The sequence below is a fragment of the Novosphingobium sp. ERW19 genome, from assembly GCF_012641315.1.
In the GTDB taxonomy this organism is placed as follows: Bacteria; Pseudomonadota; Alphaproteobacteria; order Sphingomonadales; family Sphingomonadaceae; genus Novosphingobium.
Map to the genome: position 1 here is coordinate 216,359 of NZ_JABAIC010000007.1, position 23,676 is coordinate 240,034.

Annotated in this window: 22 protein-coding genes; 12 read left to right on the forward strand and 10 right to left on the reverse strand. The window is 65.3% G+C overall.

Annotation, left to right across the window (positions count from 1 at the left end; genetic code table 11):
- Window positions 1-9: 9 nt before the first annotated feature.
- The 5 genes from HGI46_RS14995 to HGI46_RS15015 are packed head-to-tail and all read right to left on the reverse strand — an operon-like array spanning window position 10 to window position 4,791.
- Window positions 10-1,023, reverse strand: a complete 1,014-nt coding sequence (locus HGI46_RS14995) for an alpha-ketoacid dehydrogenase subunit beta (RefSeq protein ID WP_168904896.1) — start codon at window positions 1,021-1,023, stop codon at window positions 10-12.
- A 17-nt stretch (window positions 1,024-1,040) separates the two neighbouring features.
- Complete coding sequence (locus tag HGI46_RS15000) at window positions 1,041-2,015, reverse strand: thiamine pyrophosphate-dependent dehydrogenase E1 component subunit alpha (protein WP_168904897.1); 975 nt, start codon at window positions 2,013-2,015, stop codon at window positions 1,041-1,043.
- A 12-nt stretch (window positions 2,016-2,027) separates the two neighbouring features.
- A complete protein-coding gene (locus HGI46_RS15005; RefSeq protein ID WP_118075178.1) occupies window positions 2,028-3,242 on the reverse strand; it encodes an acyl-CoA dehydrogenase family protein in 1,215 nt (404 codons plus the stop codon).
- 5 nt (window positions 3,243-3,247) lie between these two features.
- Window positions 3,248-4,399, reverse strand: coding sequence for a thiolase family protein (locus HGI46_RS15010; RefSeq protein WP_168904898.1), 1,152 nt, complete (start codon window positions 4,397-4,399; stop codon window positions 3,248-3,250).
- On the reverse strand, window positions 4,396-4,791 hold the full coding sequence (locus HGI46_RS15015; RefSeq protein WP_168904899.1) for an OB-fold domain-containing protein: 396 nt from the start codon (window positions 4,789-4,791) through the stop codon (window positions 4,396-4,398). The genes HGI46_RS15010 and HGI46_RS15015 overlap by 4 nt, the downstream gene beginning before the upstream one ends.
- A 178-nt stretch (window positions 4,792-4,969) precedes the next feature.
- On the opposite strand from HGI46_RS15015, the gene HGI46_RS15020 reads away from it, so the two are divergent.
- Entirely contained in the window at window positions 4,970-6,592 is a 1,623-nt protein-coding gene (locus HGI46_RS15020; RefSeq protein ID WP_168904900.1) for a GMC family oxidoreductase N-terminal domain-containing protein, read from the forward strand.
- On the opposite strand, the gene HGI46_RS15025 is transcribed toward HGI46_RS15020, so the two are convergent.
- Window positions 6,589-7,728 (reverse strand): FAD-binding domain-containing protein, encoded by a 1,140-nt coding sequence (locus tag HGI46_RS15025; protein WP_168904901.1) that lies wholly within the window; start codon window positions 7,726-7,728, stop codon window positions 6,589-6,591. The two genes, HGI46_RS15020 and HGI46_RS15025, sit on opposite strands and share 4 nt — an antisense overlap.
- Before the next feature lie 109 nt (window positions 7,729-7,837).
- Here HGI46_RS15025 and HGI46_RS15030 point away from each other — a divergent pair, with 109 nt between their 5' ends.
- The 5 genes from HGI46_RS15030 to HGI46_RS15050 all read left to right on the forward strand — a co-directional run bounded on the left by HGI46_RS15030 (window position 7,838) and on the right by HGI46_RS15050 (window position 12,008).
- Entirely contained in the window at window positions 7,838-8,287 is a 450-nt protein-coding gene (locus HGI46_RS15030; RefSeq protein ID WP_346766745.1) for a DUF3429 domain-containing protein, read from the forward strand.
- A 117-nt stretch (window positions 8,288-8,404) separates the two neighbouring features.
- Entirely contained in the window at window positions 8,405-8,737 is a 333-nt protein-coding gene (locus HGI46_RS15035; RefSeq protein WP_168904902.1) for a cytochrome c, read from the forward strand.
- Entirely contained in the window at window positions 8,734-10,362 is a 1,629-nt protein-coding gene (locus HGI46_RS15040; protein WP_168904903.1) for an FAD-binding oxidoreductase, read from the forward strand. The genes HGI46_RS15035 and HGI46_RS15040 overlap by 4 nt, the downstream gene beginning before the upstream one ends.
- Before the next feature lies 1 nt (window position 10,363).
- On the forward strand, window positions 10,364-11,116 hold the full coding sequence (locus HGI46_RS15045) for a glucose 1-dehydrogenase (RefSeq protein ID WP_168904904.1): 753 nt from the start codon (window positions 10,364-10,366) through the stop codon (window positions 11,114-11,116).
- Between the two features lie 13 nt (window positions 11,117-11,129).
- Window positions 11,130-12,008, forward strand: coding sequence for an MBL fold metallo-hydrolase (locus HGI46_RS15050; RefSeq protein ID WP_168904905.1), 879 nt, complete (start codon window positions 11,130-11,132; stop codon window positions 12,006-12,008).
- An 8-nt stretch (window positions 12,009-12,016) separates the two neighbouring features.
- On the opposite strand, the gene HGI46_RS15055 is transcribed toward HGI46_RS15050, so the two are convergent.
- Window positions 12,017-12,784, reverse strand: a complete 768-nt coding sequence (locus HGI46_RS15055) for a LuxR C-terminal-related transcriptional regulator (RefSeq protein ID WP_168904906.1) — start codon at window positions 12,782-12,784, stop codon at window positions 12,017-12,019.
- Window positions 12,785-12,928: 144 nt separating this feature from the next.
- Here HGI46_RS15055 and HGI46_RS15060 point away from each other — a divergent pair, with 144 nt between their 5' ends.
- Complete coding sequence (locus HGI46_RS15060) at window positions 12,929-14,023, forward strand: acyl-CoA dehydrogenase family protein (RefSeq protein ID WP_168904907.1); 1,095 nt, start codon at window positions 12,929-12,931, stop codon at window positions 14,021-14,023.
- Between the two features lie 45 nt (window positions 14,024-14,068).
- Here the strand turns inward: HGI46_RS15060 and HGI46_RS15065 are convergent, their stop codons facing one another.
- Window positions 14,069-15,484: a methyl-accepting chemotaxis protein gene (locus HGI46_RS15065; protein WP_168904908.1), complete on the reverse strand. Its 1,416-nt coding sequence runs from the start codon at window positions 15,482-15,484 to the stop codon at window positions 14,069-14,071.
- A 261-nt stretch (window positions 15,485-15,745) separates the two neighbouring features.
- Between HGI46_RS15065 and adh the strand changes: the two genes are divergently transcribed.
- The 5 genes from adh to HGI46_RS15090 all read left to right on the forward strand — a co-directional run bounded on the left by adh (window position 15,746) and on the right by HGI46_RS15090 (window position 21,577).
- On the forward strand, window positions 15,746-17,266 hold the full coding sequence (adh, locus tag HGI46_RS15070; RefSeq protein WP_168904909.1) for an aldehyde dehydrogenase: 1,521 nt from the start codon (window positions 15,746-15,748) through the stop codon (window positions 17,264-17,266).
- 161 nt (window positions 17,267-17,427) lie between these two features.
- The gene (locus HGI46_RS15075) at window positions 17,428-17,736 is read left to right on the forward strand and encodes an EthD family reductase (RefSeq protein WP_168904910.1); all 309 of its coding nucleotides are present in this window, start codon (window positions 17,428-17,430) and stop codon (window positions 17,734-17,736) included.
- A complete protein-coding gene (locus HGI46_RS15080; RefSeq protein WP_168904911.1) occupies window positions 17,733-18,158 on the forward strand; it encodes a DUF779 domain-containing protein in 426 nt (141 codons plus the stop codon). Before HGI46_RS15075 ends, HGI46_RS15080 begins: the two co-directional genes overlap by 4 nt.
- A gap of 54 nt (window positions 18,159-18,212) precedes the next feature.
- Window positions 18,213-19,370 carry an FIST N-terminal domain-containing protein gene (locus tag HGI46_RS15085; protein WP_118075900.1) on the forward strand — a complete coding sequence of 386 codons (1,158 nt, stop codon included), beginning with the start codon at window positions 18,213-18,215 and terminating at the stop codon, window positions 19,368-19,370.
- Window positions 19,367-21,577 (forward strand): PAS-domain containing protein, encoded by a 2,211-nt coding sequence (locus HGI46_RS15090; RefSeq protein ID WP_240946793.1) that lies wholly within the window; start codon window positions 19,367-19,369, stop codon window positions 21,575-21,577. The genes HGI46_RS15085 and HGI46_RS15090 overlap by 4 nt, the downstream gene beginning before the upstream one ends.
- Window positions 21,578-21,588: 11 nt before the next feature.
- On the opposite strand, the gene HGI46_RS15095 is transcribed toward HGI46_RS15090, so the two are convergent.
- Entirely contained in the window at window positions 21,589-22,878 is a 1,290-nt protein-coding gene (locus tag HGI46_RS15095; protein WP_168904912.1) for an NADH:flavin oxidoreductase/NADH oxidase family protein, read from the reverse strand.
- 64 nt (window positions 22,879-22,942) lie between these two features.
- On the reverse strand, window positions 22,943-23,593 hold the full coding sequence (locus HGI46_RS15100) for a response regulator transcription factor (protein WP_168904913.1): 651 nt from the start codon (window positions 23,591-23,593) through the stop codon (window positions 22,943-22,945).
- Window positions 23,594-23,676: the final 83 nt, after the last annotated feature.

A 23,676-nucleotide genomic window follows, 5' to 3' on the forward strand; every position in this document is an offset into this window, starting at 1 on the left:
CTCCAGCCTCTAACGGTAGCCCAGAACCTTGCGCACCGCCGCCTCGATCTTGTCGACCGAGGGGAGGTAGGCAGATTCCAGCTCGCGCGCGAACGGGATGGGGGTGTGCGGCGGGTTGACCGACAGCGGCGGGGCCTTGAGGCTGGCAAAGGCTTTCTCGGCGACCAGCGCGCAGATATCGGCGCCAAGGCTGCAACGCGGCGGCGCTTCGTCGACGACGACGAGGCGACCGGTCACTTCGACCGAGTCGAGGATGGTCTCTTCATCGAGCGGGCTGGTGGTGCGCAGGTCGATCACGTCGCAGCCGATGCCTTCGGCAGCAAGCTTGTCGGCCACCGCCTCGCAAAAGCCGAGCAGCAGGCCGGTCGATACGATGGTCACGTCCTGCCCCGCGCGCGACAGGCGGGCGTGGCCGAACGGGATCATGTAGTCCGGATCGTCGGGCACTTCGCCGGAAACGCCGTAGAGTGCCTTGTGCTCGAGGAAGATCACTGGATCGTCGTCACGGATGGCGGTGCGCAGCAGGCCCTTCACGTCGGCAGGCGTGGTCGGCATCACGACCTTGAGGCCGGGCATGCCGGTGAGGATCTGGTGGACCGCCTGGCTGTGCTGCGCGGCGGCATTGTAGCCCGCGCCATAGGCCATGCGGATCACCGCCGGGCACTTGGTCTTGCCGCCGAACATGTAGCGGAACTTGGCGATCTGGTTCCAGATCTGGTCAAGCGAGACGCCGATGAAGTCTGCAAACATCAGCTCGGCAATCGGGCGCTTGCCGGAAAGCGCAAGGCCGGCTGCCGCACCCATGATCGCGCTTTCCGAGATCGGGGTGTCGATCACGCGGTCAGCGCCGAACTTCCCGAACAGCCCGGTCGAAGTCGACCAGATGCCGCCGATGGCTTCGGGGCCGCCCGGCGTACCCATGCCGCCGACAATGTCTTCGCCCAGGCACACGACGTTCTCGTCGCGCTCCATTTCCTCTGCGATCGTCGAGACGACGGCGTCGCGGTACATCATTTTTGCCATTGGTCCGCTCCCTCGTCTCAGTACGAAATGTAGACGTCGGTCAGGACGTCTTCGGCGGTGGGACGATCGGCGGCCTTGGCCTGCCGGACGGACTCCTCGATCGCTTCGAGCACTTCGGCATCGAGCGCGTCGAGATCGGCGTGCTCCAGAAGCCCTGCGTCGGTCACCGACTTGCGGAAGTTCTTCAGGCAATCGCGCATCTCGCGGATGCGGTCGAGTTCGCCCGGCCCGCGATAGCGCTGCGGGTCGCCCTCGAAGTGGCCGAAGAAGCGCTCGGTATCGAACTCCACTGCTGCCGGGCCATTGCCGGGAACGCGCACGTAGTCGAGCACTTCGCGCATCGTCTCGTAGACCGAGAAGAAATCGGTCCCGTCACCGCGCCACACCTTCATGCCGAAGGCTTCGGCGCGGCTGGCGATGTCGCCGCTGGTGCCGACTGCGTACTGGTAGCCGGTGTGCTCGGAATAGTGGTTGTTCTCGAACACGAAGATGGTCGCGGCCTTGGTCACCACGGCCATGTTCATCGCTTCGAAGGTGGTGCCCTGGTTGCACGCGCCGTCGCCCGAGAAAGTGATGGCGACCTTGCCCTTGCCGTCGATCTTGGCGGCGATCCCTGCGCCCACCGCGATCGGAGCGCCCGCGCCGACGATGCCGTTGGCGCCGAGCATGCCCTTGTCGACGTCGGCAATGTGCATCGAGCCGCCCTTGCCCTTGCACAGACCGTCGCGGCTGCCCCAGATTTCCTTCATCATCCCGTTCACATCACAGCCCTTGGCAAGGCAGTGGCCATGGCCGCGATGGGTGGAGACGATCTTGTCGTCGTTGTCGAGATGCTCGCACACGCCCACTGCAACAGCTTCCTGCCCGCAGTAGAGGTGGGTGAAGCCGGCGATCTCGCCGGTCTGGATATCGACGTGGAGGCGTTCCTCGAATTCGCGGATCACCTTCATCTGGCGATAGGCGCGCAATAGCGCCTCACGGCTCAGCTGCATCCTCTTCTTCCTTTAAAGTCCGAGCACAGTGCGCGCGATGATGCCCGCCTGCACTTCGTTGGTTCCGCCGAAAATGGTCCAGGCACGGCTGTTGAGATAGCGTGCCGAGGCGACTTGCGCGCCCTCTGCGTGAATGGGCGCCGGGGCATTGTCGCCATAGAGCGGCCGCGCGAAATCAAGCTGGAGCCCGGCCGGGCCATAGAGATCCACTGCCAGAAGATCGACATCCTGCCGCAGGTTGGACGCCAGCAGCTTGCACAGCGAGGTCTGCGGCCCCGGCGGGCGGCCCTTGGCGATCTCCGAAAGGATCTTCAGCTCGATCATCTCGAGGCTCTGGATGCCCAGCCGCACCTTCGCGACGCGGCGCTTCCAGTCGGTATCGTCAGCCAACTTGCCGCCGCGACCGTCAGGCTCATCCGCCGCGGCCTGTTCGATCTGGGCAAGGTCGTATTCCAGCTTTGGCGAATGGCACGAACCGCCGCGCTCGTTCTCGAGCAGGAACTTGGCGAGCTTCCAACCGTCGCCCTCCTCGCCCACCCGGTCTTCCACCGGGACGATGGCGTCTTCGAGGAACACCTGGTTGACCTCGTGGTCCCCTGCCAGCGTCAACAGTGGGCGCACCGAGACGCCGGGCTGGTTCATGTCGACCAGCAGGAACGAGATGCCCGCCTGCTTCTTCACGTTGGCATCGGTGCGGACCAATGCGAACATCCTGTTTGCCCAGTGCGCGTGTGTGGTCCAGATCTTCGAGCCGTTGAGCTTGTAGTGCGTGCCATCTTCCGAAAGCGTGGCGCGGCACTGCAGGCTGGCAAGGTCAGAGCCGGAGCCGGGTTCGGAGAAGCCCTGGCACCAGTAGTCCTCGCCCGAAAGGATCTTGGGCAGGTACTTGGCCTTCTGTTCGGGCGTGCCGAAAGTGTAGATCACCGGGGCAACAAGCTTGAGCCCCAGCACGGTGAGGTTCGGCGCCCCCGCCAGTGCACATTCCTTCTCGAAGATATAGCGCTGCGTCGGCGTCCAACCGGTGCCGCCGACTTCCTTAGGCCACTGGTAGGCGAGCCAGCCTTGCTCGTTCAGCACCGCGTTCCAGCGCTGGCCGATGTCGGGCTCCACGAAGACCGTGGGCGACATTGCCGCGCCATGTTTCACCTCTTCGGGCAGCCTCTCGGCCAGAAAGGCGCGCACTTCGTCACGGAAGGCCAGTTCTTCGGGGGAAAGATCGATGTCCATTGTGTTCAACGCTCGAGAATGGTGACGGCAGAGACGCCGGGGGCGCCATAGACATGACTGTATGCGGTCTTGGGGTCGCCGGGAACCTGCCGTCCGCCGCCGTCACCGCGCAACTGGATGACGTTTTCATAGACCTGACGCAGGCCGGACGCACCGATCGGTTCGCCACAGGCAAGGCAGCCGCCATCGGTGTTCACCGGAAGGCTCCCGCCGATCTCGGTTTTTCCTTGCGCCAGCCACGCTTCCTGCTCGCCGTCCTTGCAGAAGCCGTTTTCGGCCATGTGCATGATTTCGGCGCCGCATTCGGTATCCTGCAACTGGGCGAGGGCGATGTCCTCCGGCCCGATCCCGGCCATGCGGAAGGCATCGGCGCTGGCGATCTGCGTGGCCGTGGCCTTGCCGCCGCCGATGTCGATCGAAGGCGCGAAGACCTCGAAGCTCTTGGGCGGGCGGGTGCGCATCGTCGCGGCCTTGAGGCGTACCAGCGGCTTGCCCAGCTCGCGCGCCTTCTTCTCGCTGGCGAGGATCAGCGCGACGCCGCCTTCTGCGGGCGAGCAGAACATGTACTTGGTATAGGGATCGGACACGAGCGGCGCTTCGAGGATCGTCTCCATGTCCACCGGCTCGCGCCGCCAGGCATGGGGAGCGTGGACAGCATTGCGGAAGGCCTTGTTGGCCACGCGCGCAAGGCTGGTCTGGCTGATGCGGTGCTCGTGCATGTAGCGCATGATCTTGGCCGCGAAGAACTGCGTGGTGATCATGTAGCCGGCATCGCCGTACCATTCCGGCAGGTTGTATTCCGAAGGCAGGGCGTTGAACGCGCCGCGCGGGTGCTTGTCGAAGCCGACGGCGAGGCCGATATCGAACTCGCCCGACTTGATCGCCATCTGCGCCGAGAACAGCGCCGACCCGCCAGCGGCACAGCCATTGCGCACGTTGATGAATTGCACGCCGGTCAGGCCCAGGCGCTCGACCATGGTATCGGGATTGCCCGCCGCGTCCGAGCTGCCATAGGCGAACTGGATCTGCGGCCAGTCGATCCCGGCATCGGCCAGCGCCTCGCGCACGGCGAAGACGCCCTGTTCAAGGCCCGACAGTCCATCGGTGCGGCCGAACGGGTGGATGCCCACGCCGACGATGCAGACGTCGCCGCTCATGCTGCTGCTCCTGCGGGACGGAAAGCGGGGATCATCACGGAGTCCTCAGAATCCGGATCGAGCGGTATCATGGTCAGTTCCAGCGGCATGCCGATGCGGATGTCCTCGAATGCGATATCGGTCAGGCGCGATTCGACGATCACTTCGCCGGGCAGTTCGACATAGGCGACAGCCCAGGGCCGGAAGGCCTCGGGGCCCTTGTAGGGTGGCGATTTCGGGCGATAGCGCTGGATGGTGTAGGACCACAGCGTGCCGGTGCGTGACAGCGCGACTTGATCGTACCGGTCACCAGTGGGACAGGGAAACACCACGCGGCCCGTATCACGCTCGCGCCCGCCGATCAGGTGCGGCGGGTTGTCCTCGGTAATGAGCCCTTGGGCGATAACGTGCATTCCACTCCCGTCCGTGCAAGTCCGGAGGCCTGATTCCGGTTTCCTGCACTAGACCCGTCGAAGCAGCATTTGCCGACTCTGCAAAACGCTAGGGTGGGCAAAACGCTAGGGTGGGCAAAACGCTAGGGTTGTCCCTTTTGCCAGTGTGCCAGAACGATCTGCGAGAGAGGGATGCACAATGGCACAAGTCTGGGATTACATCGTCGTGGGCGCAGGCTCATCCGGCTGCGTCGTTGCCGAGCGGTTGAGCGCGAACCCGCGCAACAAGGTGCTGGTGCTCGAAGCTGGCGGCGAGAACGACGGGTTCTGGGTGACCCTGCCCAAGGGCGTGGCCAAGCTTGTGACCAACCCGGAACACATCTGGGCCTACCCCGTCAGGCAGTCCCGCGCCGAAGGCATGCCGGCCAACGAGGTGTGGATCAGGGGCAAGGGCGTCGGCGGATCATCTGCCGTCAACGGCATGATCTGGAGCCGGGGCGAACCTGCCGACTATGACGCGTGGGAAGCGGCCGGCGCTACCGGATGGAATGGCGCGGCGATGACCGAGGCGTTTCTCGCACTCGAGGATCATGCCGCCGGGCCGGGGCCGATGCGTGGCGCGGGCGGGCTCGTTCACGTCGATCCGGCGATCTTCTCCTATCCGCTCGCCGAACGCATGATCGCGGCGGGCGAGGCGATGGGGATGGCGCGCGTCGAGGACCTCAACGAACGAGGCGGCGAGCGCGTCGGCCTCTACAGCCACAACATCCGCAAGGGACGGCGCCAGAGTTCAGGCCGGACCTTCCTGGCCGCGGCGCGTAAACGCGCCAATGTCTCGGTCGTGACCGGCGCGATTGCCGAGCGTGTCGTGATCGAGCAGGGTCGCGCCATCGCGGTCGAGGCGCGCGCCAATGGCGTGTTGCGCCGCTTCCCTTGCGCGGGCGAAGTGATCGTCAGCGGTGGCGCGATGGAAAGCCCGCTGCTGCTCCAGCGTTCCGGCATCGGTGATGGCGCGCGGCTGAAAGCTGCTGGCATCGTGCCGCTGGTCGAATCGCCTGACGTGGGCGAACGCATGGTGGAACACCTCGGCTTCTCGATGCCCCACCGCTTGCGTGGCGAACGGGGTACGGGCGGCAGCTTGCGCGGGCCGGGGCTGCTGGCGGCAATGGCGCGCTACCTTGTGACCGGCGGCGGGATCATGGCGACGGGTCCGTTCGAGGTTGGCGCCTTCTGCAACGTCGCGCATCCTGATGGGCGGGTCGATGCCCAGCTCTATCTCGGTGGCTACACCTTCGAGGTAGCCGACGACGGCAACCCGGTCCCGCTCGACAAAATCTCGCGCGAGCCGGGGATGACGATCTATGGCCAGCTCCTGCGCCTGACCAGCGAGGCCTCGGTCCGCATCGCCGGGCCCGATGCGGCAACCCTGCCGACAATCCTGCCCAACTGGCTTTCGACCGAGCACGACCGCAAGTCTGCTATCGCGATGGTGCGCAAGATGCGCGCCTTCGTGCGATCCGGTCCGCTGGCCGATGTGGTCGGCGACGAGCTGATCCCCGGTGCGAGCGTGGAAAGTGACGAGGCGGTTCTCGATAGCTTTCGCCGCATCGCCAGCTGCGGCCTTCACGCCATCGGCTCGTGCCGGATGGGCTCTGACGAGCGCGCCGTCGTTGATCCGCGCCTCAGGGTGCACGGCGTTTCCGGGCTGCGCGTGGTCGATTGCTCGGTCATGCCCGGCCATGTCACCGGCAACACCAACGCCCCTGCTATGGCTCTGGGCTATCGCGCCGGCGCAATGATCCTTGAAGACGCTCGCAACTAACCGAGGCTAAGCGCTTCCAGCAGGCGCGGGATTTCGGATTTGAGGTTGAAGAACCCCTTGCCGCAGTGGGGCCAGCACAACCGGTCCCATTCGCGCTGGTGTTCGGCAAGGACAATGCCTTTCGCCGCAAGCTGCGCCCGCAGGCTCTCAAGTGCAATGGCTACCGGGCCGACGGGAGCAAAGGCGGTCACGACCTGTCGGCAACCGTGCTGCGTGGCGATCGTGGCAATGTCTCCCGCGCCGGAAGGGCATTGCCAATAGGCCGCGGCACGCGCGCCAGCGTCCTCAAGCGCAGTGCGGTCCCAACCGTTGCGGGCAAGATCGTCGGCCACGGCCACGGCCCGTACATCAAGGTCGGGCAGCACAGTTTCCAGCGAGCAGTCTTCGGGCGTCACCAGAACCAGCGTCGGTAGCCGGGAGTCCGGGGCAACCGCCGTGCGCACCGGTGAGCGCGGGGGGTGGCTGAAGTTCTGCGAATTCCGCGCGCTCGAGGCCAGGCCATCGGGCCGGAACCTGCCGCCGGTCATCGCCGCGATCCGATCGGCATCGGCCAGATAGGTCTTGCCCGGCGTGTGCAGCCCGGCCACCCAGCGCCAGCTCAGCGTGTTTGAAGCCGGGTCGGCATCGACCAGCTTGTCGAAGAACCACTGCGCTCCTAGCTGCCAAGGCAGGCCGAGCGTGAAGACCCAGATCGATGCAACCTGCATCCGCGCCCAATTGTGGAGGTAGCCGGTCGCGGCCAGCTCGCGTGCCCAATGGTCGAAAGCATCGATGCCGGTGCGGCCTGCCATCGCCTCAGCAATCGTCGTGCCGGGATGGAACGCGCCGACATCGGCGAGGTATGCGCTCCACACGCCTGGGCGCTGTTCCAGCCACCCCTTCCAGTAGGTCCGCCAGAACACCTCGGCTATGAACTTCTCCGCCTTTTCCAGCCGATGCTGCGCCAGAACGCTTCGCACAACTTCGTCCTCGCCAATGAGGCGGCGACGCAGCGCGGCTGAAAGCCGGGACACGTTGGCGTGATCGCCGCTGGCATCGACCAGATTGCGCCGCGCGGCATAGGCGCTGCCGGCGCGGGGAACGAAACGTTCGAGCCGTTCGAGCGCGGCGGAGCGGGTAAGGGGGAACCTGTCCATGCCCACGGCCTAGACCTGCTGGCACCAAGGCTCGACGTGGCAACAGGGCCGTGTTGCGACAGGCTGGGCGCAGGGCCAGAGCAGGCGCATGCTGAAGGAGTCTGCCCGCGTGTCCCGATCCACCCTGCCTCCTGCCGTCACTGTGCTGGGCCTTGCCGGCTGGCTGCCACAGGCGCTGTGCATATGGGCAGTCGTTGACAAGGGCCCGTACCAGTGGACCGCCAAGGCGGCTGGCTGCTTTTACGCCGCGCTTATCCTGTCGTTCCTTGGCGGGCTATGGTGGATGGCCGGCCTGCTTGGCGGCGTGCGCAAATCGGGGCTCTACGTCGTCGCCGTGCTGCCCAGCCTGGCAGCATGGGCCGCTCTGCTACCGTGGAGCGAAGGCTGGCACTGGCCGGGGCCGTCGCTGGTCGCGCTGGGCCTGTTGCTGCTGGCAAGCCCGCTGGTTGACCGCAAGCTTTCGGGCGACGTCTCCTTGCCGCAAGGCTGGCTGCGCCTGCGCATGTGGATGGCGGGCGGCCTCGGCATCTTGACTTTGGCTCTGGCAGCACTCGGCTGATCTCTCGCACGCGCGTTTCGCTTGGTGGAACGCGCGAGAAGACCGCCGATGGCAGGCGCGCCGTCTCCACGATAACTCTTCGGTGAAGCGGAGATCACGCCGCACCGGAGGGGACATATGCCGGAAAAGACCACCGCTCTTGCCATTGCAGGGGCAACGCTGCTTGCGCTCGCCGCGCCTGCCATCGCCGGGCAGAAGCTGGGCGAGGTGCAGGGCATCCGCGCGCCTGAAACCATCTATGCCAAGACTTGCGGCTACTGCCATGGCCGCAACGTCGGCCCGATCATCCTCGGGCGCGCTCTGCCTGCGGGATCGGTCAAGTACATCGTCCGCCACGGCCAGAACGGCATGCCCGCCTTCCGCCCGACCGAGGTGAAGCCGGAAGAACTCGAAGCCCTCGCAGCGTGGGTCGAGAAGAGTGCAGCGCGCAAGGGGGAGCACGGGCAATGACCGACATCAACATGGACCGTCGCGGCCTACTCGGCGCAGGGATCATCGGCGCGGCCAGCCTTGGTCTTGGCACCGGCGCCAGCGCGAAGAACCCCGCGCCACTTGCCCCGCACATGACCAAGGCGGACTTCGCCGGCGCGATGAAGGCCTTCCGCGCCGTCGTCGGCAATGATTGGGTGTTCGGTGACGAGGACTCCGTCGCCCCCTACACCAAGGTCTATGTGCCCGACCCGGCGAACCGCCATGTCCCGGTTGGTGCCGTCTGCCCCGAAACGGTCGAGCAGGTGCAGGAAATCGTCCGCATCGCCAACACCTACAAGCAGCCGTTGTGGACCGTCTCGACCGGCAAGAACATGGGCTATGGCATGACCGCGCCGGCAACACCGGGCCAGGTCGTGCTCGATCTCAAGCGGATGAACCGCATCCTCGAAGTCGATGCCGATCTCGGCACCTGCCTGCTTGAGCCGGGCGTCACTTACCAGCAGCTCAAGGACTATCTGGTAGAGAACAACATTCCGCTGTGGATCGACGTGCCCACGGTCGGCCCGATTGCCTCGCCGGTCGGCAATACGCTGGACCGCGGGGTGGGCTACACCCCCTATGGCGAGCACTTCATGTTTCAGTGCGGCATGGAAGTGGTGCTGGCCGATGGGCAGGTCATGCGCACCGGCATGGGCTCGATCAAGGGCAGCACCGCGTGGCAGGCGTTCAAGTGGGGCTACGGGCCGTACGTCGACGGGCTGTTCACCCAGTCGAACTTCGGCGTCGTCACCAAGATGGGCCTGTGGCTCATGCCCAAGCCGCCGGTCTACAAGCCGTTCATGGTGCGCCACGCCGAAATGGCCGACGTGCCGCGCATCATCGAGGCGATGCGCCCGCTTCGCGTCTCGAACCTCGTTGCCAACTGCAACCTGATGATGAGCGCGTCCTACCAGCTCGCCATGTTCAAGCGCCGCAACGAGATCGTGCCCGATGGCATGCCGCTGGATGAAGCCTCACTCAAGAAGGCAGCCAAGGCCAATGGCCTGGGCATGTGGAACACCTACTTCGCGCTCTACGGCACCGAACAGACCGTGGCGGGCGTAGAGCCAATTATCCGCGCGAGCCTGACGGCCAGCGGCGGCGAAGTGCTGACCGCCGCCGAGATGGGCGACAATCCGTGGTTCCATCACCACTCCACGCTGATGGAAGGTGGCCTCAATCTCGACGAGATCGGCCTGTTGCGCTGGCGCGGGGCTGGCGGAGGCCTTGCCTGGTTCGCGCCGGTTGCCGCCGCGCGCGGCATGGAGGCAGAGCGGCAGACTGTGCTTGCCAAGGAAATCGTCGAGAAGTGGGGTTTCGATTACACCGCCGCCTACGCCATCGGCTGGCGCGACCTGCACCACATCATCGCGCTGCTGTTCGACAAGTCAGATGCCGAGCAGGAGAAGAAGGCCGATGCCTGTTACCGCGAACTGGTTACCCGTTTCGGGGCGCAGGGCTGGGCCAGCTACCGCACCGGGGTCAATTCCATGGACCTCGTTGCGCAGCAATACGGCGCGGTAAACCGCGAATTCAATGCGAAAATAAAGCACGCGCTAGACCCCAACGGCATTCTTGCCCCCGGCAAATCAGGGATCATTTAAGATGATGCGCTTCGAAGGAAAGGCCGTCCTCGTGACGGGCGCCGCCACTGGCATTGGCCTTGCTACCGCGCTGGCATTCGCGCGTGAGGGCGCTTCGGTGATGATCGGCGACATCGATGACCGCGCCGATGAAACCGTGGCAATGATTCTTGCGGAGGGAGGCCGTGCCGCCTTCCGCAAGACCGACGTGCGCAAGGCCGCCGATCTCGATGCACTGGTCGCGCAGTGCATCGAACGCTTCGGGCGGATGGATGCAGCGTTCAACAACGCCGGTGTCCTGCCCCCGCAGCGCCCGATCCATGAAGTGACCGAGGACGAACTCGACCTCGCCATCGATGTCGATTTCAAGGGTGTGTTCTTCGCCATGCAGGCCGAAATCCGCCACTTCCTGAAGGTAGGCAGCGGGGCAATCGTCAACACCGCCAGCGTCGGCGCGCTGATCGCGGACCCGAACATGAGCGCCTATTGCGCGATGAAGCACGCTGTCTCCGGCCTGACCAAGGCTGCTGCGGTGGAATATGCGCAAAGCAACATCCGCGTGAACGCCATAGCGCCCGGCTTCGTCGTCACCCCGATGACCCAGCACTGGGCCGACAGCAACGAGTTCACCCAGATGTTCTTCGCCCAGAACATCTCGGGCCGCGCCGCGCGCCCCGAGGAGATTGCCCCCACCGTGCTGCACCTGTGCTCGGACGGGGCCAGCTTCATCAACGGCGCCACGTTTACAATCGACGGCGGCCAGACCGCCCACTGAAGGGAGACGAACTATGCGCAAGATCCTCGCACTGCTCGCAGTGTCGGCGCTTTCCATCGGTGTCGCTCACGCAAAGCCGCTCGACTACAAGGTCATCACCACCAGCCCCGGCAGCCTCGTGGCCAACGTCACACTTGTCACGGGCGAGAAGGACGCGGTCCTGGTGGACGTGCCCTTCACCCGGGCCGATGCCATGCGCGTGGCAGCAGATGTGCTCGACAGCGGCAAGACGCTGAAGGCCATCGTCATCACTCACGACCACCCCGATCACTTCTTCGGGCTGGACGTGCTGCAGGATGCTTTCCCGGATGCGAAGATCCTCGCCAATCCGGTAGCGGCGAAGGACATGGCCCGCTCGATCCCGATCAAGTTCAAGCGCTGGGCCGCACAGCTTGGCACCAATGCGCCGCGCCGCGGGGTCCAGCCCGAGGCGATGAGCGGAGACAGCATCGACCTCGAAGGCCACAAGCTGCAGGTCATCGGCCCGATGCAGGGCGATCACCTGCATTCCACCGTCGTCTGGGATGCCGAGACACGCACCCTGATCGCGGGCGACATCCTCTACAACGGCGTTTATGTCTGGCTCGGCGAACATGGCCCCGCGCAATACGACGCATGGCTCAAGACTCTCGACCAGCTTGAGGCCATGAACCCGGCGCGCATCGTGGCGGGCCATCGCCAACCGGGCCTGCCGGACGACAACATGTCCATCGCCTGGACCCGCGCCTACATCACGGCCTTTGCCGCCGAAGCCAGGACCGCAAAGACCTCCGCAGAGCTCGCCTCCCGCATGGCGCAGCGTTATCCCAACGCCACCGAGGTGCTGGGCGGCTTCCTGCTCGGCATTTCCAGCAAGGTCGGCGCGGGCGAGATCCCGCCTTGGGACGAGTAAGCGCGGCCTCAGGTCGCCAGCGAGATATAGCCCAGCTGCGCGGCCTTGAACACGGTCTGGCTGCGGTTCACCGCGTTCAGCTTCATCGAGGCGTTATGGATGTGGAAGCGCACCGTGGCGCGGCTGCGGCCCATGATCATGCTGATTTCAAGGTCGGTCTTGCCGATCGCTGCCCAGCGCAGGCACTCCACTTCACGCTTTGAAAGTCGCGAGCCCGAGGGCAGGGCCTGCGCCGATCCCATCGCGTGGACATAGCTGGCGATGAAAGTGCGGGCATAGATGCCGAAGGCGTCGCCGTTCTCGAGAAACACGTCGTCCAGCTCGGTCTGCGCCGGATCAAGCGGGTTGAAGCTGACTGCACCGATCTGCCCGAACGGCAGGTGCACCGGCACGACGATGGCAGCGCGGGTCATCGCGCGGGCTTCGAAGTTGGTCAGGTCGATCGCGGTCAGGTAATGATTGGGCTGGCGGGTGTGAAAGCCATTGGCGTTCACCCAGAACGGCTCGCTTTCGAACCGGCAGGCCGACGTCAGGGGCGAATCGAGCGCGATCCGCGAATTGCGCCACCACACCTTCTCATCGTTCCAGCCGAACACGTCTCGGGCGAGGATGTTGCCATCGGCATCGACCGGCGTGCGCTTGTCGGCGATGTCCTGCGCAGGCGCGGCGCGCATGCCGGCGGCCGTGGCGATCTGGTGCAGGGCCTCCGCCGCGCGGCGCACGTCCTGCGGATTGCTGATCCTGACCGAGTCGATCGACTCCACCGAAAGCTGCACTGACCTCTCCTGTACTTATGGACATGGGTCATACCGGCCAAGTGCTTTGGAAACAACGACGGTCTTGGTCCAAACGCCTAGTCATTTGCGCAGCATGGCGAGCCGTGCGAACTTGTTACAGGTCGTCTCCTTGAGGAGAGGGACGTGAATTTCGACCTGAATGAAGACGAGGAAATGCTCAAGGCCCTGGCCGAGCGCTTCGTTGATGACAACTACGACCTCGATCGCCGCCGTGTCTATCTCGGCGGGGCCAATGGCTTTTCGCCGCAGATGTGGTCCCTGCTTGCCGAACTCGGCCTTGTCGCGGCGCCGCTGTCTTTCGAAAGCGGCGGGCTGGCGCTCGATGCCACGGCGATTGCTACGGTGTTCCAGGCGCTGGGCAAGGGTCTGGTCGTCGAACCCCTGATCGAGAACGTGATGGTCGCAGCGCGGCTGTTCGAACGCGTCGCTCCCCCGGAAATCGCGCGCGACTGGATGGAGCCCCTCGCCATGGGCACCCGCCGCCTGGCGCTGGCCCATGCCGAACAGGGCGCGCGCGGTGGTCGCACTTTTATTGAGACCAGCGTGGGCGCCAATGGCACGCTGTCGGGCGCCAAGTCCTGCGTGCCCGCAGGCGCCGGGGTCGATGGCTATATCGTGACGGCACGCGATAGCGGCGCACCGGGCGATGACGCGGGCGTTGGCCTCTATCTTGTTGCCGCCAATGCACCTGGCCTGACAATCACGCCGTGGCGCATGGTCGATGGCTCGCTGGCGGTGAGCCTTGGGCTGGCCGACGTTGCTGCCACGCGGCTCGGCGGCTCGCTGGCCGATGTCGCCGATGTGGGCGTACTCGCCTCGCTGGCGCGATCTGCCGAAGCGCTGGGCATTATGCAGCGCCTGTTCGATGCCACGCTCGATTACCTGCGCACGCGCCAGCAGTTCGGCACGGCCCTGGGCTCGTTCCAGGCGATCCAGCACCGCATGGTTGCGCAATATGCTGCGATCGAGCAGGGCAGGGCACTGCTCGATCTTGCCATTGTCAGCCAGGGATCTAACGGGTTCGCCGCCGCCGTCGATGGCCTGCGCGCCTTTGTCGCGCCGGCTTCGGTGGAACTTGGGCATGAGATGATCCAGTTCCACGGCGGCATGGGCGTGACAGACGAACTGTTCATCGGCCACGGTCACAAGCGCCTGCTCGCCTTGTCGCGCTGGCCCGACGATGGCCTTGCCGCGCTTGACCGGTTTGCCGCTGCCTGATGCGATGACGGCCCCGAACCGATAACGGTTCAGGGCCATCCTGCTTCAGAATTCCGACCAGTCTTCGGCAAGGGCAAGGGTGCCGCTGGTCTGCGTGCGAACGGCCGGCTTCGCCACCGCCGGAACCGCAGGAGCAGGCGGCGCCGCTGGAACATGGCGCGGGATCATCGGCTGAACGCCCATCCCTTCCTTGATCTGGAACGTGCCGACTCCGGCGGACAAGGCATTGGCCTGTTCCGACAGGCTGCGGGCCGCCGCTGCCGATTGCTCGACCATCGCGGCATTCTGCTGCGTCATCTGGTCCATCTCGGCCACGTCGGTGTTCACGCCGGCAAGGTTGCGGACCTGCTTTGCGGTATGCGAGGCGACCTCGGTAATGAAGCTGCTGATCTCGTCGATCAGGCCGGTCAATTCGCCCAAGACCGAGCGCGTCCGCTCGACAGTGGTGACGCCTCTGGCAACCGTGCTGGTACTGCTATCGACCAGCCCCTTGATATCCCGCGCAGCTTCGGCGCAACGCTGGGCAAGCGCGCGTACCTCGGTGGCGACAACGGCAAACCCCTTGCCTGCCTCCCCTGCGCGCGCCGCTTCCACGCCAGCGTTGAGCGCCAGCAGGTTGGTCTGAAAAGCGATGCCATCGATCAGGCCGACAATCCGGCCGATTTCCTGTGACGACTTCTCGATCTCGTGCATCGAATCCATGGCCGATGCGGCAACGTCGTGGCCTTCTGCGGCCTTCGCGGCAACGCTGGCGACGGAGCGGTGGGCGGTATCGGCGCGTTCGGCGGTCTGGCCAAGCGCAGTGGTCACTTCGTTCATCGCCGTCGCCGCGCGCTGCAGGTTGGCCGCCTGCCGTTCGTTGCGGCGGGCAAGATCGGCTGAAGCGGCGTCGATCTCCTCCGATCCGGTCAGGACCGTTCCGGCAAGGCCGCGAATGTTGGCCAGCGCGGCCGAGATGCTGGTCAGCCCAGCGTTGAAGTTGCGGCGCATTTCCTCGTACTCGCCGGGGAACGCCTCGTTGACTTCTGCCGTGAGGTCATTGGCGGCCAACCGCGCGAGCGAGCTGTTCATGCGGTCGATGATGCGGCGCTGCGTCTCGAGATCGGTAGAGGCCCGGATGCTGACGCGGAACTTGTCCATCGCCTTGGTCATGCGCCCAACGCAATCCGCGTGGTGGGTATAGCGGATCGGGCTTTCGGTATCGCCGTCGGCCAGTGCCTCCATGCGCACCACCGTATCGACATAGGGCCTGCAGATGCGTTCGGAGGCAAGGCGCAGAATCGTGAAGGTCAGGACCAGCGAGATGACGGCGACGACGGAAACGAGCGCAAGGCTGTGTTCCGGAAGCAGCAGCAGGACCGGAATGTCGAACAGGTTCAAAGCCGCAGCGCCGACCAGTGTCAGCGTCAGCACGCGCATTTTCTCGCGGATCGGCGCCTGTGTTTCGAACCAGTCCAGCATGCAGCGGCACTCCTTCTTCCTTCGGCGCCCGGGTTGCTGCGGTCGGCGCTGAATTGCGAGCAATGTCGCGCACCGTGTTAGCGTTCGACCGTGAACACGCGACCACATGCCCGCCTGTTGCAATTCCTGATGTCCATTGGTGCAGGTTTTGGCTCAGGCGGGCGGTCCGCGCAGCATCCTTCCAAGGTACAATTGGCCTCGTCCCGGCTTGGGCGCACACTGCCGCCAGATCTCGAAAACAAGTTTCTGGAGGACCGGAGGATGTTGCAGCAGGCCCTTAGCCAGTTCACTGGCGTTTCACTCATTCGTGACAAGTTCGACAACTTCATCGGCGGCAAATGGGTTGCCCCGGTCAAGGGTGCGTACTTCGACAATATCTCGCCGGTGACGGGCCAAGTGGTGTGCCAGGTGGCGCGCGGCACGGCCGAGGACATCGAGCTGGCGCTTGACGCTGCCCACGCCGCCAAGGATGCGTGGGGGCGGATGTCGACAACCGAGCGATCGAACATCCTGCTCAAGGTGGCCGACAAGATGGAGGCCAACCTTGATCTCCTCGCCATGGCCGAGACCATCGACAACGGCAAGCCGATCCGCGAGACGACCGCCGCCGACATTCCGCTCGCCATCGACCACTTCCGCTACTTCGCCGCATGCGTGCGGGCGCAGGAAGGCTCGATCGCCGAGATCGACCACGACACCGTCGCCTACCACTTCCACGAACCGCTGGGCGTTGTCGGCCAGATCATCCCGTGGAACTTCCCGATCCTGATGGCGGCATGGAAGCTTGCACCGGCGCTGGCCGCAGGCAACTGCGTGGTGCTCAAGCCCGCCGAGCAGACCCCGATGTCGATCCTCGTCCTCGCCGAACTGATCGCCGACATCCTGCCCGCCGGCACGCTCAACATCGTCAACGGCTTCGGCATCGAAGCCGGCAAGCCACTCGCCACCAACAAGCGCATCGCCAAGATCGCGTTTACCGGCGAGACCACCACCGGCCGCCTGATCATGCAGTATGCGTCCGAGAACCTCATCCCCTGCACGCTGGAGCTGGGCGGCAAGAGCCCGAACATCTTCTTTGCCGACGTGATGGATCACGACGACGACTTCCTCGACAAGGCGCTGGAAGGCTTCACCATGTTCGCGCTCAACCAGGGCGAGGTCTGCACCTGCCCGAGCCGCGCGCTGGTGCATGAATCGATCTATGACCGCTTCATCGAAAAAGCGATTGCCCGCGTTGAGGCGATCAAGCTCGGCAGCCCGCTCGATGGCTCGACCATGATCGGCGCGCAGGCCTCGAACGATCAGATGGAGAAGATCCTCTCCTACATCCAGATCGGCCGTGACGAGGGTGCCAAGGTCCTCACCGGCGGCGAGCGTGCGATGCACGAGGGCGATCTGGCCAACGGCTACTACGTCCAGCCGACCGTGCTCGAAGGCCACAACAAGATGCGCGTGTTCCAGGAGGAGATCTTCGGCCCGGTCCTTGCCGTGACCAAGTTCTCTACCGACGAGGAAGCGCTCGAGATCGCCAACGACACGCTCTACGGCCTCGGCGCCGGGGTGTGGACGCGCGACGGAACCCGCGCCTATCGCTTCGGCCGCGGCATCCAGGCCGGTCGCGTCTGGACCAACTGCTACCACGCCTACCCCGCCCACGCGGCCTTCGGCGGCTACAAGCAGTCGGGCATCGGGCGCGAAACCCACAAGATGATGCTCGATCACTACCAGCAGACGAAGAACCTGCTGGTCAGCTACAGCCCCAAGAAGCTCGGCTTCTTCTGAGGCTGACATGAAACCCCGAATGGTTCTGGCCTGACAGCTGGAGGGAGACGGCGCGGCAGGGGAGGAAGGTCCCCGTCGCGCCGTCACCATTTGTGATCTGCCCTTTGCACTTCGGCCGCAAGAGCGCGAAGGTGAAGCGATAAACAAGAGAGGATGAACCGATGGCTCAAGTCGTCGTCAACGTATTCTACAACGCCCCTGCCGATCCGGAAGCGTTCGAATCCTATTATCACGAAACCCACATGCCGATCGCGGATCAGATCCCGGGGCTGGAAAAGGCTGTCCTGCTCAAGGGCTTGCCCGGTCCCGATGGCAGTGCGCCCGCCTATTACCGCCTGACCCAGCTGTGGTTTGCCGATGCCGATGCCATGGCTGCGGGGATGTCCTCGCCTCAGGCCCAGGCCGCCAGCGCCGATATCGCCAACTTCGCAATCGGCGGTGCCAGCATCATGATCTCCGCAGTCGGATGAGTAACCTGCCGCCCCGCGTTCTCAATTCGCCTGAAGCCGGGGAGTGGATTTCCCGGCTGACGGCCATTCACGGGCCGCTGATGTTCCACCAGTCCGGCGGATGCTGTGATGGCTCCGCACCGATGTGCTTCGTGGCTGGCGAGTTCCGGGTCGGTGGGCAGGACGTGCTGCTGGGCCACGTTGCCGAGGGCACGCCGGTGTGGATCGGGGCGGCGCAGTTCGAGTACTGGCGGCACACCCAGGTCACCATCGACGTCGTTCCGGGGCGCGGCTCGGGGATGAGCCTCGAGGCGCCCGAAGGCGTGCGTTTCATCGTGCGCAGCCGGGTGTTCACCGATGAGGAGAGCGCCGCGCTCCAGGCCGCAGGCGAGCCGCTGCGCGGTGACAGCGTGGCGCTTGGCGAAGCGACCGCTTCGCCCTAAGCTGCGCGGCAGGCAGGAGAACCCGCAAGAGGTCAGGCCATGGAGGATGCGGTGATGGAAACGGCGACAGCAGTCGGCCCTGACGTGGATGGCGCGCGCATGATTGCGTGCACTTCCCGCGCCGCCGATCCCCGCGCCGCCGTTGCCGAACTGGCCGAGTGCATCGAAGGCCGCAAGCTGGCCGGCGCGTTGCTGTTCTGCTCCAACGCCTATCCCCGCGATGCCCTCCAGGCCGAACTGGCCAAGGCCCTGCCCGATGTGCGCCTGTTCGGCTGCACCAGTGCCGGTGAATTGAATGACCAGGGATACGACACGCACTCGGTCGTGCTGATCGGCTTCCCCGAAGGCCCGTTCTCGATGGCCTCCCTGCGCTTCGACGATCTCGACCATTTCGATCCGCAGGCCGCGCAAGCCTCGATCCGCCAGCTGGTTGCTCACTCGCGGCGCGAACATGGCGAGGGTCTGCACCATGTCGCGCTGTTCTTTGTCGATGGCCTGTCCCACCGCGAGGAACTGCTGACGATGACCGCGCAGCATGCGCTGGGCGATATCCAGCTGATCGGCGGGTCGAGCGGCGATGGCCTTTCTTTCCGCGACACCGCGATTTTCCACGAAGGGGCGTTCCACAAGGACGCGGCGGTGATCGTCCTGCTCACCAGCCGCCGCCCGCTGCACGTCTTCTGCAAGAGCTTCTATCGTCCCGGCCCGGCCAAGATGGTCATCACCGAGGCCGATGCCGAATCCCGCGTCGTCACTGAAATCAACGCTGCGCCCGCCGCCGAGGAATACCGCCGCCTTGCCGGAAGTCCGCCCTGCGAACTCAACGCCCAGTTCTTTGCTGCCTATCCGCCGATCGTGCGCACCGGCGGCCAGTTCCACGTCCGCTCGATCCAGACGGCCAACGACGATGGCTCGCTGACGTTCTATTGCGCCATCGACACCGGCGTTGTCCTTTCCATCGGCGAACCGGTTGATCGCATTGCCGAAATGAACGCTCTGTTCGACGAGATCGGCCGCAAGGTGGGCGAGATCGATCACGTCGTCGGCTTCGATTGCGTGCTCAATCGCCTCGATGCCGAAGATCGCCAGCAGGCCGGCGTTGTCTCGCGCATGTACGTTGCCAACCGCGTCTTCGGCTTCAACACTTATGGCGAGCAGTTCCGCGCCGCGCACATGAACCAGACCTTCACCGGTCTCGCCGTCGGCCGATGAGCGGCGCCAATCTCACCGGCATTCTCGCCCCCGCCATGGTCAACGGCGAGGACGAGGTGACTGCCCTGCGCGCCCGCGTGCGCCAGCTCGAAAAGATCAATGCCGCGCTGATGGACCGGGTCGAACGCTCGGTCGATATGGAGGGCGGCGCGTTCTCGATGTTCGAAACCGCCATTGCGCTTGAATCCGTGGTGCGTGATCGCACCAGCGCGCTCGAAGCCGCCATGGCCGAACTCGCCGCAGCCAACGAGGATGCCACCGCAGCCCGCGTCCTGCTGCGCGATGCGATCGAATCCCTCAGCGATGGCTTTGCCCTGTTCGATGCCGACGACCGCCTGATCCTGTGCAACCGCGCCTTCCTCAAGATCTTTCCCGCCGTCGAACCGATTTCCGGAGACAGCCCTGAGTTTGCCGAGATGGCCAGCCGCGTCGCGCTGACCGGCTCCACTCTTGGCGCGGCAACCGGTCCCGACCGCTGGCTCAGCGACCGGGTCGACTGGCACCGCCGCGCCGAGGGGGCGCATGTTCAGGCGCTGGGCGACGGGCGCTGGATCCAGATCAACGAACTGCGCACCAGCGATGGCGGCATCGTCGGCATCTACACCGACATCACCTCGGTCAAGGCCGAGGACGCCCGCCAGCGCGCCCTTGAACTCGCCGAACGCAACCTGGCCCTGCAGGCAACGCTCGACACCCTGTCCGAAGGCGTCTGCCTGTTCGATGCACAGCGCCGGATGCAGGCCTGGAACGAGGGGCTGGTGCGCGTGCTCGGCCTTTCCGGCAATGACCTGCTGCGCCATGTCGAGAGCCATGCCCAGCTGGTCCAGTGGTGCAGCTGGCGTCTTGGCCTCGAATGCGCCGACAGTCTCGCCTGGCGCGAAGGCGACAAGCGCCAGCTTTCCGCCGATTGTCTGATGGACGGGCGGCACTTCGTGATCCGCTCGGTCCCCTTGGGCAACGGCGGCATGGTCTTCACCTTTGATGACGTGACCGACCACGTCAGCCTGCAACGCTCGCTGACCGAGACAGCCGAACTGCTGGAACGCCGGGTGCAGGAACGCACCGCCGAACTGGTCGAGGTCAACCGCCAGCTGGTCGAGGCCAAGAACGAGGCCGAGACCGCCAACCGCTCGAAAACCAGCTTCCTCGCCGCGGCCAGCCACGATCTGCTCCAGCCGCTCAACGCCGCGCGCCTGTTCGTCTCCGCAATGGACGGCCTCAAGCTACCCGAACGCCCCCGCGCGCTGGTCAGCCAGGCGTCGACGGCCTTGGACTCGGTCGAAGACCTGCTCGAAGCCCTCTTCGAGATTTCGCGCCTCGATGCAGGGGCAATCCAGCCGGAATTGGGGGATCACTCGCTCGGCGCAATCCTCAATGCCTTGCGCGTCGAATTCGCGCCGCTCGCCGCTGCCGGAAAGCTCGAATTCGACGTGGTCGAAACCCATGCCTGGGTGCGCTCCGACGCGCGCCTGCTGCGCCGCGTGCTGCAGAACTTCGTGTCGAACGCGATCCGCTACACCGAGGCTGGCCGGGTGGCCGTCGAAGTGGACGAGATCCAGGGCATGGTCCGCGTCACCGTCCGCGATACCGGCCCCGGCATCGCCGCGTCAGATCGCGAGGAAATCTTCGGCGAGTTCCGCCGCGTCGGCAAGACCCAGAAGATCCCCGGCAAGGGCCTTGGCCTTGCTATCGTCCGCCGCGTCTCGACCATGCTCGATCACCCGATCGGCCTCGATTCCGTCCCCGGCCTCGGCTCGGCCTTCTCGATCCTGCTCCCCCGCGTGGAGCCGCTGGCTGCGCCCAAGCCGATCGAGCAGCCCCCGGTCGTGCCGACCGGCAACGGGGGGCTCGTGCTTGTGATCGACAATGACCCCGCCATCCTTTCCGGCATGGAAGCCCTGCTCGAAAACTGGGGCCTCGAAGTTGTCACTGCCCGCGACCCTGCGGAGCCATGCGTCGCCGCTGCCCTCGCGCGCAAACCGGCCATGGCTATCGTCGACTACCAGCTGGATGATGGCCTGACCGGCGAGGCAGCGATCGCCGCCTTGCGCGCACGCGCCGACTATGACCTGCCCGCGATGGTCATCACGGCCGACCGCAGCGAGGAAACCAAGGCGCGCCTCGGCGCGCTCTCGCTCCCGATCCTCAACAAGCCGGTAAAGCCCGCCCAACTGCGCGCCCTGCTCCGGCAAAGGGATGTGCTTTAGGAGTTTGGACCCTAACGCGCCCGCCGCGCCTTCATCCACGCTTTCGCCTGGCTCTGCACCTGCAAGAGCGAGGAGAACACCGATTTGCCCGGATCAGGCTTGCCCGTCCGCCCGATCGCGTCGATCTGGGCATAGTACCACATCTGTACGCCGAAGCCGGCGATGGTGCGCACCGCGTCGAACTTCTCCAGCCAGCGCAGGGCAGGGGGCAGCAGGCGCAGGCTCGTCTCGAAGCGCGGCAGGTCGGCGCGGTCGGCAAGCAAGTCGCGGCAGGCGTCAGGCGCGCCACACAACGGCCGCCCGATACCGATCAGGTCCGCCGCGCCCGTCTCCAGCGCATGCTGCATCGCCGCGCGGCTGCGGAAACCGCCCGTCACCATCAGCGGCATCCTCGTCAGGCTCGCCTTCATTGCCTTGGCGAAATCGACGAAATAGGCCTCGCGGGCCGCAGTCGAAGCCGGAACATCAGGCCGCTCGAAAGGATCTAGCCCCTCCATGTCCATCATCGCCGGCTGTTCATACGATCCGCCGGAAACCTCCAGCAGGTCAACGCCCGCCTCCTCCAGCCAGCGCGCCACCTGCAGGCTGTCCTCGAAGGCAAAGCCGCCGCGCTGGAAATCGGCCGAGTTGAGCTTCACCGAAATGCCGAACCCCGCACCCACGGCGTCACGCACCGCGCGCACCGTCTCCATCAGGAACCGCGCCCGGTTTTCCAGCGATCCACCCCACCGGTCGGTGCGCTGGTTGCTGCGGGGGCTGAGGAACTGCGAGAGGAGGTAACCATGCGCGGCGTGGATCTGCACTCCGCCAAAGCCCGCCTCCTGCGCGGCCTTCGCACAAGTGGCAAATCGGCCGATCAGCTCGACGATCTCCGCTTCCTCAAGCGGCACCGGTTCGCCGAACTGCCCGCCCGGAAGCCCGAGCTTGACCGCCGATGGCGCCTTGGGATGCGGGTTCACCACGCTCTGCGTCTGCCGCCCGGCGTGGCTGATCTGCATCCACAACTGGTTGCCGGCGCGCGTCCCCGCCTTGGCCCACTGCGCCAGCGCCGCCTTCATCGCCGCATCGGGCGCGCGATCCACGATGACGTTGCCGGGCCGCTCGAGATGGTCGCCATCGATCTGCACGTTGCCGGTAATCAGCAGCCCCGCGCCGCCATCGGCCCAGACGCCATAGAGCCGGTCAAGCTCAGGCGTCGGCTTGCCCGATGGATCGGCCAGCCCCTCGGTCATCGCACCCTTGGCAAGGCGGTTCGGTATCACGATGCCGCACGGCAGCGTCAGCGGTGTCTCGATCAGCATGGCATTCTCCCCCGCGCCAACCTGCCAGACCGGACGCAGAGCGCAATTGCCCGATCGTGACCGTTTACCCCTTGAACCCCACCTTGCCGGCCATGATCACCGCCTGCGTGCGCGAGAACACGTTCATCTTCTGCAGGATCGCGGAAACATGGGCCTTAACCGTCGTCATCGAGACGTCGAGTTCATAGGCGATCTGCTTGTTCAGCCGCCCGGCGACGAGGTGCCCCAGCACCACGCGCTGCTGGGGGGTCAGGCTGTCGATCCGGCTGCGGATCGCGTCCTCTTCGGCGGCGGCCGAATCATCGCCTTCCAGTTCCGGCATGTAGATCTCGCCCGAAAGCACCTGGTTCAGCGCGTCGAGGATTGCCGCGCGCTTCAGGCTCTTGGGTACGAAACCCGCCGCGCCCGCCGCCAACGCATCGCGCACAACCTTGCGGTCGGTCACGCCCGAGACCATCACCACCGGCGTCGCCGGGAAGCGGTCGCGCAGGGCTTCGAGGCCGGAAAGGTGCGAAACGTCGGGAATGTTGAGGTCGAGCAGGACGAGGTCGACGTCGCCCTCCTGCGCCAGTGCGCTAAGCGCGGCTTCGAGGCTGTCGGCCTCAAGGATCGTGCAATCAGGAAAGGCATCGTCGAAGATCGAGCGCAGCCCGTCGCGCACCAGTGAATGATCGTCCACGATCAAGACGCGATCTGGCGATCCGTTTTCTGCCATGGCAGCGCTCCCCCTATCGGCTGCGATTGCTGTAAGTGCGACGGTGTTGCTCATAGTCATCTACCCGGGGAGGGGATGGAGCG